This window comes from Cupriavidus campinensis (assembly GCF_905397395.1).
GTDB classification, from domain to species: domain Bacteria; phylum Pseudomonadota; class Gammaproteobacteria; order Burkholderiales; family Burkholderiaceae; genus Cupriavidus; species Cupriavidus campinensis.
Map to the genome: position 1 here is coordinate 16,768 of NZ_CAJPVH010000028.1, position 14,366 is coordinate 31,133.

Sequence of the window (14,366 nt, forward strand, 5' to 3'; positions counted from 1 at the left end):
GCGGATCGCGGCGCGGCCGGACCGCGGCGGGTGCGGGAAAGCCGCCGCCAGCGGCTATACTCCGGGCTGCCGCCTCCGCGCGCCCCGGCCGGGCCGGGTGCCAGAACACCACGCAAATGATCAGATCCACGCTGACCCGTATCGTCAAGTTTTCCACCGTCCGCGCCTGGACCGTGATCGGCATTTCGCTGCTGCTCACCATCGCCAGCGGCGTCTACATGGCGCGCAATTTCGCCATCAATACCGATATCAGCCGCCTGCTGGAGTCCGACCAACCGTGGGCGCAGAACGACGCGGCCATCAGCGATGCGTTTCCGCAGCGCGACAAAATGATCCTGGCCGTGGTGCAGGCCCCGGCCAAGGAGCTGGCCGATGCCGCCGCCAACGAACTGGCCGATGCCCTGCGCCAGCAGCCGCAGCGCTTCCGCGCGGTGGGCCAGCCCGGCGCGGGCGCCTTCTTCGAGCGCAACGGCCTGCTGTTCGCCGACACGGCCTCGGTCAACGACATGGCTACCAAGCTCACCCAGGCGCGCCCGCTGATCAATAACCTCGCCCATGACCCCACGCTGCGCGGGCTCTCAGACCTGCTGACCACCACCCTGACCCTGCCGCTGCAACTGGGCCAGATCAAGCTGGGCGACATGGAGAAGCTGCTGGCAGCCAGCGCCACCACCGTGGACGGCGTGCTGGCCAACAAGCCCGTGGCGCTGTCCTGGATGGGACTGGTCGACGACAGCCTGAAGCCCAATGCCGATGGCCGGGCGTTCAGCTTCGTCACGCTGTCGCCGGTGCTCGACTTCAGCGACCTCAAGGCCGGCGCCGGCGCCAGCGAGGCCATCCGCCGCGCCGCCGCCGATCTCAAGCTCGACCAGCGCTATGGCGCCGCCGTCCGCCTCACCGGCCCCCAGCCGCTGGCGGACGACGAGTTCGCGTCCGTGAGCGAAGGTGCCGTGCTCAACGGCGTGCTCACGCTGGTGGTGGTCATCGGCATTCTCTGGATGGCGCTGCGTTCCGCGCGCCTGATCGTGGCCGTGCTGGCCAGCCTGGTGGCCGGCCTGCTGATGACGGCGGCGCTGGGCCTGATGATGGTGGGCGCGCTGAACATGATCTCGGTGGCGTTCGCCGTGCTGTTCGTCGGGCTGGGAGTGGACTTCGGCATCCAGTTCGGCGTGCGCTACCGCGCCGAGCGGCACGAGCACGACGACCTCGACGAGGCCCTGCGGCTGACCGCGCGCGACGTCGGCACGCCGCTGACGCTGGCCGCCGCCGCCACCGCCGCCGCGTTCTTCTGCTTCCTGCCCACTGATTACCGTGGCGTGGCGGAGCTGGGCAAGATTGCCGGCGTGGGCATGTTCATCGCCTACGCCACCACGTTCACGCTGCTGCCGGCCCTGATCCGCGTGCTGCGCCCCAAGGGCGAGGCCGAGCTGCCGGGCTTCGGCTGGCTGGCCCCGGCCGATGCGTTCTTCGAGCGCCATCGCAAGGGCGTGCTGGTGGGCGTGCTGGTGCTGATCTTCGGCGGCGCCCCGCTGCTGCCGCACCTGAAGTTCGATTTCGATCCGCTGCACCTGAAGGACCCGCATTCCGAGTCGATGTCCACGCTGCTGGCGCTCAAGGATGCCCCGCAGGCCGGCACCGATGACGTGAAGGTGCTGGCCCCGTCGCTGGCGGCCGCCCAGCGCACCGCAGACAAGCTCAAGGCCCTGCCCGAAGTCGAGCGCGTGGTCACGCTGCGCACCTTCATCCCCGACGACCAGGCGCCCAAGCTGGCGATCATCGCCGGACTGGCGAAGACGATGATGCCGGCGCTGACGCAAACCCCGTCCGAACCGGCTGACGACGTGCGGCGCGTGGCATCGCTGCGCAACGCCTCGCGCCAGCTCGACCTGGCCGCCCTCGATCATCCCGGCCCGGGCGCGGAAGCCGCCGCGCATCTGTCGCGCTCGCTGAAGAAGCTGTCCGATGCCGAACCCGCCACGCGCGACCGCGCCGAGCGGGCCATCGCCCTGCCGCTGCGGCTTGCGCTCGCCACGCTGCAACGCTCGCTCCAGCCGGAGCCGGTGTCGCAGCAGACGCTGCCGCCGGAACTCGTGCGCGACTGGCTGGCCCCGGACGGCAAGGCGCTGGTCAGTGTCTCGCCCAAGCTGCCGCCTCCCGGCGTCAAGAACGAGGCCGCGCGCGCGGCCGCGCTCGACCACTTCCTGGACGTGATGGCGCGCGTGCAGCCCGATGCCACAGGCGGCCCGATCGCGATCCGCGGTTCGGCGGACACGATCATGACCGCGTTCGCCCATGCCGGCCTCTGGGCCGTGCTGTCGATCACGATGCTGCTCTGGATTACGCTGCGGCGCGTGGGCGACGTGCTGCGCACGCTGATTCCGCTGCTGGTGTCCGGCATCGTCACGCTGGAGCTGTGCGTGGTGTTCGGCATCGCGCTGAACTTCGCCAACGTGATTGCGCTGCCGCTGCTGCTGGGCATCGGCGTCGCGTTCAAGATCTACTACGTGATTGCGTGGCGCAACGGCAAGACCAAGCTGCTGCAATCGAGCCTGACGCATGCGGTGCTGTTCAGCGCCGCCACCACGGCTACGGCGTTCGGCAGCCTCTGGCTGTCGCACCACCCGGGCACGGCGAGCATGGGCAAGCTGCTGGCGCTGGCGCTGGTGACCACGCTGGCCGGCGCGGTGTTCTTCCAGCCGATCCTGATGGGCCGGCCGCGCCGCGCGCCGGTTGGGCGCCACGATCCGCTCGGCCCCTCGCTACCCCCCTTGACGGTGGCTACGACGCTGGGGAATTCCGCCGATAACCACCATGGGGCGGACCACGGGAATACCAGGCGGTAAGTGGCGGTGATGCGGTATTGTTGCCTGCCGCAGCCCTTGAAGTGCCGGCGGCCGGCCCCCATAACCACAAGAAATCAAGAAAGACCTACCGTCTCACCATGCTCTCCCGTCTCCCGCTCCTGCCCGGCGCCCGCCGCCTTCCGATTTCCCGCTCGATTGGCCTGACCGGCCGCTCCCGGATCGCCAGCGCACTGGCCGCCACCGCCCTCTCCGCCCTGCTCGCGGGCTGCGCCTCCGGCCCGCAGGCCAACCCCGACGATCCGCTCGAGCCCATGAACCGCGTGACCTTCAAGGTCAACGACACGGTGGACGAGTACGTGGCCGTGCCCATCTCCAAGGGCTACAAGGCGGTGACGCCCGAGCCGGTGCGGCAGGCGGTGACCAACTTCTATTCGAACCTGGCCGACGTCGGCAACTTCGCCAACAATCTGCTGCAGGGCAAGGGCACCGCCGCGGCGGAAACCCTGATGCGCGTGGCGATCAACTCGGTGCTCGGCATCGGCGGCCTGATCGACATCGCCACGGCGGCCGGCATTGAGCGCCATTCGCAGGATCTGGGGCTGACGCTAGGGGTGTGGGGCTTTCCGCAGGGGCCGTACATCGTGCTGCCGCTGTTCGGGCCGAGCACCGTGCGCGATGGTATCGGGCTGGCCGGCAGCTTCTACCTCGACCCGGCGCATTACCTCGATCCGGCATGGCGCAATTCGCTGTTCGCGCTCAACGTGGTGAACGTGCGGACCAACCTGCTCGGCGCGACGGACCTGCTCTCGCTGGCCGCGCTGGATAAGTATTCCTTCGTGCGGGATGGCTATCTGCAGCGCCGCCGCTACCTGCTGGGCCAGGGGGGCGACGACCTGCCGTCGTATGACGACGAGGATGAGGGCACGCCTTCGGACGTGCCGAAGCGGATCAAGCCGGACACGCCGGCTTCCCCCGACGCACCGGCCAAGCCGGACGCCGACGGCGCCAAACCCGAGGCCACCCCGCCGGTGCCGGCCGCCACGCCGGCGCCTGCGCCAGGCATGGCGAAGTAAGCTCGCTCAGGCGGTAAAGCCACCGTCGGCAACAATCTCCGCCCCGGTCACGAACGCTGCGTCGGGGCTCGCGAGGAATGCCACGACACCGGCAATCTCATGCGGCTGGCCGTACCGGCCCACGGCAATGCCGGGGCCGACGATCTGGCCGACCGGGCCGCCGTCGGGCAACATGTCGGTATCGGTCGGGCCCGGGTGGCCCGTATTGACCGTGATGCCTTTCGGCCCCAGGTCGCGCACCAGACTGCGCGTGAAGCCTGTGATGGCGCCCTTTGTCAGCGGTAGAGCGATGCGGTGGGAAACGCCGCATCGCGCGTCATCGACGAACCGATATGGATCACGCGCCCGTTTCGAAGGGTGCGACGCGGCCATTGGCGGTGGCTTCGAGCTCATGCGCTCCGGACGAACCGGACGCACGCACCAATGGACGATGCGCGAGGGGCTGGCGCAGCGGCTGGCAGGTGGTCTCGGCATTTAGCGTTTCCCGCCGATCGCCCCTGCCCTGGCCCGCCTAGCCCACCTAGCCCGCCTTGCCAGTCGCCCCCATTGCCGTCACCGCATCGAGAAATGCCAGCATTGCGCTCGATGGGTAGGCGTCCTGGCGGCGGATGAACAAGGTTTCGACGTAAGCCTTGTCCGGCGGCAATGCGTGCAGCCGGAGCGCATGGCGTTCGCTCGCGGCCTGGGCCACACCACGGGGAAGTAGCGTGACCCCGACACCCCCCGCCACGCAGGCCAGGATCGTGTCCAGCGCACCGAACTCCATCGGCGTAGCGAGGACCATTCCCCTCTCCGAAAACCACCCCTCCAGCCGCTGCCGGTACGAACACCCACGGCGGAACACGATCGCCTTCAGGTCAGGTGTGGATTGGATGGCATCGATCGTGGGCATCGTATCCGGCGTGACCAGGACCAGTTCCTCCCGGAAGACCGCCTGGCTATGCAGATCGGGATGGTTGAGCGGCCCCCCGACGAACGCGGCGTCGAGCCGGCATTCCACGACATCGCTCGTCAGGCTGGCACTGGTGCCCGTGGTCAACGACAGGCTGACCTTCGGATAGCGCCGCGCGAATTGGCTCAGCACGGGCGACAGCCGCAGCGCGGCCGTGGTTTCCAGCGTGCCGAGCACCAGGGCACCACTGGGCGGGCCGTCGTCCATGGCGGCGTGGCGCGCGTCCGCCAGCAGTTTTGCCATGCGTCCGGCATACGGCAGCATCCGTTGCCCGGCGGGGGTCAGGCTGACGCCGCGGGTATGCCGCACAAAGAGCGGGACACCGATCTCGCCCTCCAGCGCCCGGATTCGGGCGGTCACGTTTGACTGCACCGTATGCAATTCGCTCGCCGCTTTGTTCATGCTGCCGAGGCGGGCGACAGTCTCGAAGTACTTCAGGTCCGCGACGTCCATGGGTCTCGCTACGTTCGAAAAATGGGCGCAGTGTAGCGCTATCACCCGGCCCATGCGAAGTTGCAGCCCGCTATCGCTTCTTCCGATACCCCAATCAAGAAATTTCGTAAGTGCACGTGACCCGACATTGATTAGCATCGTCAAACAAGAAAGTAGACAGGAAAACGACCATGCAAATCACGCCTTCCCTCGGATCTTTCGGCACGGCGACGCGAGATCTCCCGGCACCCGTGGCCGCGCCTTCGCCCGATCAGGCCGAAACCGGTCAAGGTCCGTTTTCGCCGTTATCCGCCGCCGATGGGCGGAATCGCATCACGATGTCCCACGGTGGGCGGCTGCTGGCGAAGACGAAGGACGACGGCACGGATGCGGTGACACGCGCGATCCAGGACAGCAAGTATCCCGAGGAAATCAAGAAACTGATGATCAAGATCCGCGAACTGCAGGCGCAGTTGCGTGAGAAAGCGGCCGAACTGCAGGAAGTGGCAGCCGACCGGAAGCTGGCGCCGCGTCAGCGCGAAATGAAGACGGCGGCCCTTCGCGACGCGGTTGGCACCATTACGTCGGCCATCCGGACCGCCACGGCCACGCTCAACGACACGCTCACGGTCATGCGATTTTCCCGGGAGGATCGCGACGCAATCGGCGTGCTGCTGTCTGGCGCCTAGTCTCCGTCTCCTGCGGCATCGCGACAGGCCAAAAAAGCCGTGTCCGCGCCGAGGCCAGCGCGGACACTAAAGCCTCGGATGCGGAGTCCGTGGCCTCGCCCATCGTAGGCAATTTCGTCCACGTCGATTGCCAACAATTGTGTCGGCGGGCGATGTCTATACAGCTTGCCGGGGACGAACGTCGACGCCCGATGTTGGCGCGGTCAGATCAGCCGGCGCGCCGCCGCAACGGCAGCAACAGCGTGAAGGTGGCGCCCGCGCCGGCGGCGCTGTCCACCATGACGCGGCCACCGTGCCGCTCCGCCACCGTCTTCACGAACACCAGCCCCAGCCCGCTGCCGGCCGGCGCATCGGCGCCCGGCGCGTGCACGCGGCGGAACGGTTCGAACAGGCGCGCCTGATCCGCGTAGGAAATGCCCGGGCCGGAATCTGACACCGCCACCGCCAGGAACAGCCCCATGCGCCGCAGCCGCACCGACACCGGCTTGCCGGGCGGCCCGAACTTGATGGCATTGCTGACCAGATTGGCGATGGCGCGCACCAGCAGCACGGGGGCAGCGCGCAGGGTCTCGCCCTCCGCTTCCAGGCTCAGTTGCAGCTCGATGCCGCGCGCCTTGGCCAGCGCCCAGAGTTCATCGGTGGCGTCCAGCACCAGGCCGGTCAACTCCACCTCCGCAAACTCCAGCCGTTCCGAATCCGCCTGCGCCAGCCGGATGAAGTCGTCGGCCAGCGCCAGCGTGCGGTGCGCGTGTTCGGCGATGCGGGCCAGCAGCACGTCCGGCGGCAGCGCGCGGGTGGGGCGCGACTGCATGTCGATCAGCGCCAGGATCGACGCCTGGGGGGAACGCATGTCGTGCGACAGGAAATGCAGCATCTGGGCGCGCTGACGCTCGGCGCGGCGCACCGTGGTGATGTCGATCAGGCTGACGATGGCCCCGGGCGGACGGCCGCTTTCGCTCTGTAGCGGCGCGCCGTGGAGCAGGAAGCGGCGGTCGTCCTCGGTGGCCAGTTCCACGCCCTGGGAATCGTCGGACGACATGACCGGCGCGTGGGAGTCCAGCACCGCGCAGAGCGCATCCCAGTAGGCGAGGCCGGGGCCCGGCACCGGGAACAGCGCTTCGATCAGATCCGGCAGGCCCGGCGGGGCAAGGCCGCCATAGGCATCGTCGGCGAAATCAGGGAAATCAGGGGAATCCGGGGAGGCACCCGGCGCGGTGCCGCCGCCGCGCACGGCCAGATCCTCGATGCCGGACAGCATGGCGGGAGCCAGCGCCACCGCGCGGCGGTTCGCCACGAGGATGCCGCCGTCGATATCGCAGATCACCGTGGCCTCGGGCAGGTTCTCGAGGCCGTCGAGAAAGCGGGGCAACGGCGGCGGCGCCTGGCTATGCATCGGGCTGCCCGGCGGCCAGCGTGCTGGCCTCCTCGAACCGGTAGCCATGCGAGTAGACGGACATCAGCCGCACGCCGTTGTCGGGCCGCATCTCCAGCTTGATGCGCAACCGCGAGATATGGGTGTCCAGCGTACGCGAGCCGGCTTCCATCGCGCGGCCCCAGACGGCCTGCTCGATCACCTCGCGCGAGAGCAGCCGGCCGATATTGCGGAACAGGAACAGCGCGAGGTCGAATTCGCGCGGCGACAGTTCCACCGGCGCGCCCGAGAGCGTGATGGACCGCCGGCGCGCATCCACCACATAGCGGCCCTGGCGCAGCAACTGGTCGTCATGGGGCACGGCCGGATAGGCGCGGCGCAGCAGCGCGCGCACGCGGGCCACGAACTCGGCGGGCCGCACCGGCTTGGCCAGGTAGTCGTCCGCCCCGACGGCGAGGCCGGCGACGATATCGGATTCATCGATCCGGCTGGTCAGGAACAGGATGGGCGGCAGCCGGCCGGCATGCTGGCGCACCCAGTTCACGACCTCGTAGCCGCTCATGTCGGGCAGTTGCCAGTCAATGACCAGCAGGTCGAACACCTGGTCACGCAGCGCGCGCAGGAAGTCCGATCCGGTGGCGAAGCTCGTACACGTAAAGCCGGCCTCCTCGAGCAGTTGTCGGATCTGTGCGGCCTGGCTGGGGTCGTCCTCCACGGAGGCAATTCTCATACATCCCTCTGATGACTGCCGCCGATGTGTGGCGCGGCCGCATCATGTTACCCAAACGCGCGACGGCGCGTCGAGGCTCCGTTCGAGGGGCATGCAACAGTGTTGCGGCGCCGCTGCGACGGCGGGGATGGCGCGCGGCAAGCGCAGCATTGGGCTGGCACGTTTGAAACGATGGCCAGCGGGGCCGCGCCCGGGCGCCGGAGCGTGTGTAAAAGCTACAACAGGCACGCCCGCGGCCTGCGGCCCTTGACTCCTCGTCCTCTGCCCTACTGCAGCATGTACGTCTCGTACTCCAGCCGCTCCAGCTTGCGGTCCAGCAGGTACAGCGCCAGCGCCACCACGATCAGCAGCGACACCGCGAACCCGTAGCCATACCAGGCTGGGCCCAGCTCCAGCGTCAGCCGGGTCAGCACGAAGTTCAGCACCACGAAGCTCCCGGTCAGCAGCAGCACTTCGCGCCGGCGGTCCAGGTAGAAGTAGATGTTGAGCACGCCGAGCAGCACCACCTGCAGGCTCGCGCCGATCACGTCGACATAGAGCAGCGGCAGGTACAGCTCGGAAATGCCCAGCAGCCGCAGCACCCACGGCCCCACCACGAACAGCAGCAGCGCCGCAATGGCCTGCACCTTGACGATCTCGTACAGCCCCAGGCGGATGGTCTGGACCATCGTGTTGCGCATGTCCTCGATGTGCTCGAGCGAGCTGCCGCCGCGCACCGCGTTGTAGAACGCGTCGTAGTACTCGACGAAATCGGTCTCGATACGCACCAGGAACACCGCCATGCCCGGGATGATGGCGAGGTAGGCCAGGAACACCGGGATGTCGTAGATGATGGACGCGTGCAGCGGGCCAATCACCTGCTGGCCCGTGGACGGCGCGTACCAGAACATGAACTTGTCCAGCCAGATGCCGAGGTTGTAGAACAGGCCGATGGCCACCAGGCTCGGATAGGCGTAGCGCTTCTGGAACACCTCGAACGACATGAAGCGCTGGCTGGTGTAGTTGCGGTAGATCAGCGTGATCATGCCCACCAGCAGGCACAGCTGGCCCACCACGAAACCGGCCAGCAGCCCCTCCAGCCCGCGCGAGCGCAGCGCCAGCGCGCCCAGCACCGTGATCGTGTAGCCGACGAAGAACGTCCACACGATGGCCTTGTACTGCTTCATGCCCGACAGGAAGATCGCCGCGATCCAGATATTGCTCATGATCACGAAGCCCGCGATCATCAGCAGCCGGTACAGCACCGACTGTTCCGGGAACGCCCAGACCGCGCAGCCCACGCCGATGGCGCCGGCCAGCCCCGTGGAGAGCAGCGCCACCGCGTGGTAGTTCGACAGCACGAGGTGGTCGCGCCGCTCGAACAGCCGGTCGGAGGTGAAGCGCGTGAACGACAGCTGCATCGGCCCGGTCAGGATCAGGCTGCAGGCAATCAGGTAGGTCACCGACACCTGGAACTGCGTGATCAGCATCCCCGGAATCACGAAGCCGATGCTCAGCAGGCCGATCAGCAGGATGCCGAGGATCGACAGCACCCACGGCCCGGAGCTGATCACGCCGGCGTAAGCGTAGGCGCTCAGCATGCCGGACAGGCTGTCGCGCCGGAGCATCTTGCGGAGTTCGAAACCAATCCCGGCCATGTCAGCGTCCTCCGTGCACGGGGCACTTTGCCGGATTACCGGCCGGCGCGGCCCCATCCGTGCGTCCCGTGTAATCGGGCTTGTCCATCAGCGCCGCATACAGCGTGCGATAGCTGCCCACCATCTGTTCCTGCGTGTAATAGCGTTCCACCCGCGCAATGCCGGCCGCCTGGGCGGCCTGCCAGCGCGGCGGATCGGTCAGCAACGCCAGCGCGGCACCGGCCAACGCGGCCGGATCGGCGATGCGGACCACGCCGCCCGCCGCGCCAAGCGCCGCGTCCTCGCCGGGCAGGCCGAAGATCAGTTCGCGGCACGAGCCCACGTCAGTCGTCACGCACGGCACGCCCGCCGCGAAGCCCTCCAGCACCACCAGCGGCAGCGCCTCCGAGATCGAGCTGAGGATCAGCACGCCCACCTTCGGCAGCAGTTCGTCGATCTTCTGGAAGCCGAGGAACTTCACTTTCTTGCCGAGCCCCAGGCTTTCCGCCAGGCTGCGGCATTCCTGCGCGTACTCGGGATCCTCGTCCTCGGGGCCGGCGATCCAGCCTTCGGCGTCCGGGTACTCGCGCACCACGGTCAGCATCGCGCGGATAAAGGTCTTGATGTCCTTGATCGGCACCACGCGGCCGATCAGGCACAGCACCGGCGGCACGCCCGGCGCCCGCTGCGTGCGCAGCGCCGACAGCCGCGGCAGGTTAATGCCGTTCGGGATATTGCGCGTGCGGGTTTCCACCGCGCCATCGGCCACCTGGCGGCGGCGGTTGCCCTCGTAGAGCGCCACGATCTCGTCGCCGGCGTCGTAGCAGACCCGGCCCAGGGTCTCGAAGAAGCGCACCCACAGCTCGCGGAAGTAGCTGATCTGGGAAATGTCCCGCTCGAAGATGTTGCGGTTATCCCGGATCCACTGGCTCTGGAACAGGTCGATCTTGCGTTCCTTCGTATAGATGCCGTGCTCGGACACCAGCAGCGGCCGCCCGGTGCGGTAGCGCAGCATGGCACCCAGGAAGCCCGCGTAGCCCGTGGACACCGTGTGGTACATCTTCGCCGGGATCAGCGAATCGGCAATCCGCACCAGCTGCCACAGCGGCTTGTGCATGATGCGGATGGTCCAGAAGTAGTCCGTGAACGACGGGTCCGTGCAGAACTGGCGATACTGATCGGTAATGGTCTGCCAGGCGCGGCGGCTGTAGAGGAAAGCGTCCTCGGAGAGCGCCCCGCCCTCGCGCAGCGCCGGCATCAGTTCGCGGATCAGCTCGCCGGCTTCCTGCTCGCGTCCGGGCTCGCGCAGCATCTCGTGCAGCGCGTCGGCCTTGTCAAAGGCGCGCGGGTCGCCGGAGCTGCCGTGCACCATCGGCGGCGGCGGAAAGTCGTACAGGAAATGGGTTTCCAGATGCACGACGTTGTCCGGCAGCGCGTAGGCCATCTCGCCATAATCCTGCCGGCGGCTGCCGATAAAGACGATGCCGAAGCGGATGTCCGGGAAGGCGCGGATCATCTGGTTGACCCAGCTGGACACGCCCCCGCTTACATACGGGAACGTGCCTTCCAGCAGCAGCATGACGTCGGCGGACGTTCCCTTAACCAGTATTTCACTCATGATTGCCAGTACCGCAGCAGGGGCCGCACCAGCGGGAGCGGCGAAGGACTGTCGAAAGCCGCCATCAGGCGATGCACGGCGGCGTAGTCGCGTTCCAGGTAGGCGGCTTCCGCCAGCAGCGGCAGCACGCGCTCGCGCGCGAAGCCGAGCGACTCGGCCCGCGTGAGCCAGGCGCGCGCCTCGGCCGGCGCATTGCGCGTGAGCGCCAGCCGGCCGCGCATGTACCAGAGCGCGGCGTTGGTGTCGTCGGTCTCCAGCGCGGCGCTGGCGTAGCGCTCCACCTGGCTGGCGGTATAGCGGTACACATCGCCCTGCACCAGGTTCTGGTAGATCAGCTCCCAGTAGAGGTCGGCCAGCCGCTTGTTGATCTCGCCGCGCGCCTGGGGCGTGTCGGCGGCTTCCAGGCGCGGCAATTCGGCCAGGATCTGTTGCGTCAGTTGCTTCTCCGCGCCATCGAGCATGCCGTAGGCGAGCAGGCGGATGTCGTCCGTGCTGTCTGCCAGCAGCTCGCGCAGCACCGGGCTGGCGGTGCGCGTCGGCATCGACTGCATCGCCACCAGCGCGTTCATGCGCTCCGGCAGCGGTGCGCGTGTATTGCCAAGCTGCGCGCGCAGGCGCGCCCCGCCGCCGTGCGTCACGCGCTGGATCAGGTGGGTGACGAAGGCCGGCAGCGCCACCGAGGCAATGCCGGACGCATCGCGCCGGCCCGGGAACAGCCGCGCAAACAGCAGGCTGCCGAGGCAGACCAGCGTCCCGCCCAGCGGCACAAAGAAGCAGAACGCAGCCAGGTAGGCATAGGTCCACGCAAACGGTGTGCGGAAGCGGCGCGGCAGCAGGCGCCACAGCGCCAGCCCCAGCAGGCCGGCAGCCGCCGCCTGCAGGGCGAAGAACGCCAGCAGCAGCGGCAGGCCCGTGCCGCCGCGAAACAGCAGCGCCAGCGCGGCGATCTGGAAGGCGGTGCCGCAGAGGGTCAGCTTGCCCATGCGTCAGCCCGCCTGCGTGCCTGCCGAAGCAGGCACCGGAGCATTGTTGCCAGCCACCACGCCGGACGCCGCGGGGCGCGGCGCCGTGGCATCGGTCGCCGTGGCGCCATCGATCTGGCAACGCTGCAACAGCCGCACCAGCGCGTCTTCGGCGCCGGTGGCCGGCACGGTCAGCGAGTACACGCCGATGTGCGAGGTGGCGAAGTCGGTGCCGAACTGCGCGCGCAGCATGTCTTCGATCCGCACCAGATAGGCCGAGACGGCCTGGCTGTCGGACAGCGGCATCAGCGTCAGCATGGCGCGCTGGCGCGGGCTGCGCGCGGGCCAGGCCACGTCCAGCGCCCGGCGGCTGCGCACCACCTGTTCGAACAGCGCGTCGCGGGCTTCGTCGAGGTCGAACACCAGCGCCACCACCGAGCTTTCGACGCCGGTTTCCTGGCGCAGCCGCGACAGCCGCGCGTAGTCGAGCGCAAATGCGTACGGAATGGCAGGCATCAGCGCCTGGATACCGTGCGTGGCCTGGCCGTGCTCCACGCCATCGGCGTAGTAGCCCATCAGCACCATCAGCAGCTGGAGGTTTTCATAGGTCAGCGAGAGGAACGGCATACGTTCCACCACCAGCACGCCGATCAGCCGGTCGGAGCCGGCCAGCACCGGCGCCACGGCCACGTAGCGGGTCTCGGCGTCCTGCTGCAGGCCGGACGAGCGCAGGTGGGCCAGTTCGCGCGTGTCGAGGCAATGGCGCACCAGCGGATCGTCCAGGTTCAGCTCGAAGGCCGGCCCGATGCTCGCGGCGGCCTGCGGCGAGATGCGTTCGCCATCGCACGCGAACAGCGCCGCGCCTTCGATCTGGCAAGCCTGTGCCACCACCTGCAGCATCGGCTGGGCGCCGGGCAGCATGTCGGGCTGGCCCGCCACGCCCCGTGCGGCGTCGCCCATGGCGACGGCCCGCATCTGCGAGAGTGTGTCGCGCAGCGTGGTCGGGCGTGCCAGCAGGTCGTTCTCCAGCCGCGCGTGCGAAATGCGCAGCAGGTAGTGGTTCTTGGTCAGCGCGGCCAGCCGCTCGTCCAGGTAGCGGTTGACGGCCCGGGCGCGCGCCAGCCGCGTGCCCCACACATCGCCAAACTGCCCCGACACCAGCACCAGCAGCAGGCCGCCCAGGAAGAACATGCGCGGGAACGCGCTGGTGTAGCTGCCGAGCGATTCAAAGAAGAACCAGCCGCCCAGCAGCATCAGCACCGAGCCCACGCCAATCAGCGTGCCATAGCGCAGCGCCAGGATCACCGGCAGCAGCCACGCCCAGGGAAAGCCCATGCCGAGCAGCAGCGGGTTCTGCGGCAGCACGAGCCAGGCCAGCCCCATCGCGATCACCATGGTGGCGATCAACTCCAGCGCCGCGGCCGGCCCGCTCACCGCGGGCGCCAGCCAGCGCGCATAGCGCCCGCCGAGGCCGATCCCCTGCCCCTGGCGCCTCTTTTCCGCAGAATTCCCCACGCGTGTCACCTGTCCTTTTCTACAGCGTCCGAGAACGCGATCAGCCCTGCATCAGCGGCGCCAGCAGGCGGCGCAGCAGTTTCTGCGCGGTGCCCGACAGCGAGGCGCGGCTCCAGCCGCTGTCGCTGCCCGTGGCCGACCACACCACCTGGCCGCTGGCCACGTCGATCAGTTGCAGCGAGATGCCCACCGCCGGCTCGCCATCCACACCTACCTTATAACGCCATTCCTGCACCGCGCCGGTCAGCGCGTAGCGGGCGCGCTCGCCGCGGGCCCATTCCAGCGCCTTGCCCACGGACTCCCGCTCGGCCGGCTCGAACAGCGTTTCCGGGTTCAGCGAAGCCGGATAGCGCTTCAGGTTGGCAATGCCGCCGGTCTTCAGCAGCGATTCGGTGATGGCTTCGGCGCGCAGGCCGGCCTGCGGCGTCTCGGTGTAGTTGACGATCGGCAGCACCGCCACCGTGTCGCCGGGCGCCATTTGCGGCGCGCGGCCCACATCCGTCACCGCGCAACCCGCCAGCCACAGCGCCGCGCCAACGGTGCCGATCCATGCCGCCAGCCGCCCGATGCGGCCCTTGCCAGTCATTGTCATTTTCATGGGAT

At 68.4% G+C, this 14,366-nt stretch carries 12 protein-coding genes; 3 read left to right on the top strand and 9 right to left on the bottom strand.

Going from position 1 to position 14,366, the window contains the following annotated elements:
- Positions 1–116: 116 nt before the first annotated feature.
- Both hpnN and KHO18_RS16375 read left to right on the top strand, forming a co-directional pair.
- Entirely contained in the window at positions 117–2,843 is a 2,727-nt protein-coding gene (hpnN, locus tag KHO18_RS16370; RefSeq protein ID WP_211943558.1) for a hopanoid transporter HpnN, read from the top strand.
- A 98-nt stretch (positions 2,844–2,941) separates the two neighbouring features.
- Positions 2,942–3,877, top strand: a complete 936-nt coding sequence (locus tag KHO18_RS16375; RefSeq protein WP_186296802.1) for an MlaA family lipoprotein — start codon at positions 2,942–2,944, stop codon at positions 3,875–3,877.
- A 6-nt stretch (positions 3,878–3,883) separates the two neighbouring features.
- Here KHO18_RS16375 and KHO18_RS16380 read toward each other — a convergent pair whose 3' ends face one another.
- Both KHO18_RS16380 and KHO18_RS16385 read right to left on the bottom strand, forming a co-directional pair.
- Complete coding sequence (locus KHO18_RS16380) at positions 3,884–4,270, bottom strand: SDR family oxidoreductase (protein WP_280527763.1); 387 nt, start codon at positions 4,268–4,270, stop codon at positions 3,884–3,886.
- Positions 4,271–4,397: 127 nt separating this feature from the next.
- Positions 4,398–5,282, bottom strand: coding sequence for a LysR family transcriptional regulator (locus tag KHO18_RS16385; RefSeq protein WP_211943559.1), 885 nt, complete (start codon positions 5,280–5,282; stop codon positions 4,398–4,400).
- 170 nt (positions 5,283–5,452) lie between these two features.
- Between KHO18_RS16385 and KHO18_RS16390 the strand changes: the two genes are divergently transcribed.
- Positions 5,453–5,950, top strand: a complete 498-nt coding sequence (locus tag KHO18_RS16390; RefSeq protein ID WP_211943560.1) for a hypothetical protein — start codon at positions 5,453–5,455, stop codon at positions 5,948–5,950.
- 208 nt (positions 5,951–6,158) lie between these two features.
- Here the strand turns inward: KHO18_RS16390 and KHO18_RS16395 are convergent, their stop codons facing one another.
- The 7 genes from KHO18_RS16395 to KHO18_RS16425 all read right to left on the bottom strand — a co-directional run bounded on the left by KHO18_RS16395 (position 6,159) and on the right by KHO18_RS16425 (position 14,355).
- A complete protein-coding gene (locus tag KHO18_RS16395; RefSeq protein WP_322791031.1) occupies positions 6,159–7,319 on the bottom strand; it encodes a sensor histidine kinase in 1,161 nt (386 codons plus the stop codon).
- Positions 7,320–7,335: 16 nt separating this feature from the next.
- The gene (locus KHO18_RS16400) at positions 7,336–8,052 is read right to left on the bottom strand and encodes a response regulator transcription factor (RefSeq protein ID WP_144196940.1); all 717 of its coding nucleotides are present in this window, start codon (positions 8,050–8,052) and stop codon (positions 7,336–7,338) included.
- 266 nt (positions 8,053–8,318) lie between these two features.
- Positions 8,319–9,689 (bottom strand): exopolysaccharide Pel transporter PelG, encoded by a 1,371-nt coding sequence (gene pelG, locus KHO18_RS16405; protein WP_144196939.1) that lies wholly within the window; start codon positions 9,687–9,689, stop codon positions 8,319–8,321.
- A gap of 1 nt (position 9,690) precedes the next feature.
- Positions 9,691–11,286, bottom strand: coding sequence for a GT4 family glycosyltransferase PelF (gene pelF, locus KHO18_RS16410; protein ID WP_211943562.1), 1,596 nt, complete (start codon positions 11,284–11,286; stop codon positions 9,691–9,693).
- Entirely contained in the window at positions 11,283–12,269 is a 987-nt protein-coding gene (locus KHO18_RS16415) for a tetratricopeptide repeat protein (protein ID WP_211943563.1), read from the bottom strand. Before KHO18_RS16415 ends, pelF begins: the two co-directional genes overlap by 4 nt.
- A 3-nt stretch (positions 12,270–12,272) precedes the next feature.
- Positions 12,273–13,763 (bottom strand): PelD GGDEF domain-containing protein, encoded by a 1,491-nt coding sequence (locus KHO18_RS16420; RefSeq protein ID WP_144196936.1) that lies wholly within the window; start codon positions 13,761–13,763, stop codon positions 12,273–12,275.
- 40 nt (positions 13,764–13,803) lie between these two features.
- A complete protein-coding gene (locus tag KHO18_RS16425; protein ID WP_244844859.1) occupies positions 13,804–14,355 on the bottom strand; it encodes a penicillin-binding protein activator LpoB in 552 nt (183 codons plus the stop codon).
- Positions 14,356–14,366 lie beyond the last annotated feature (11 nt).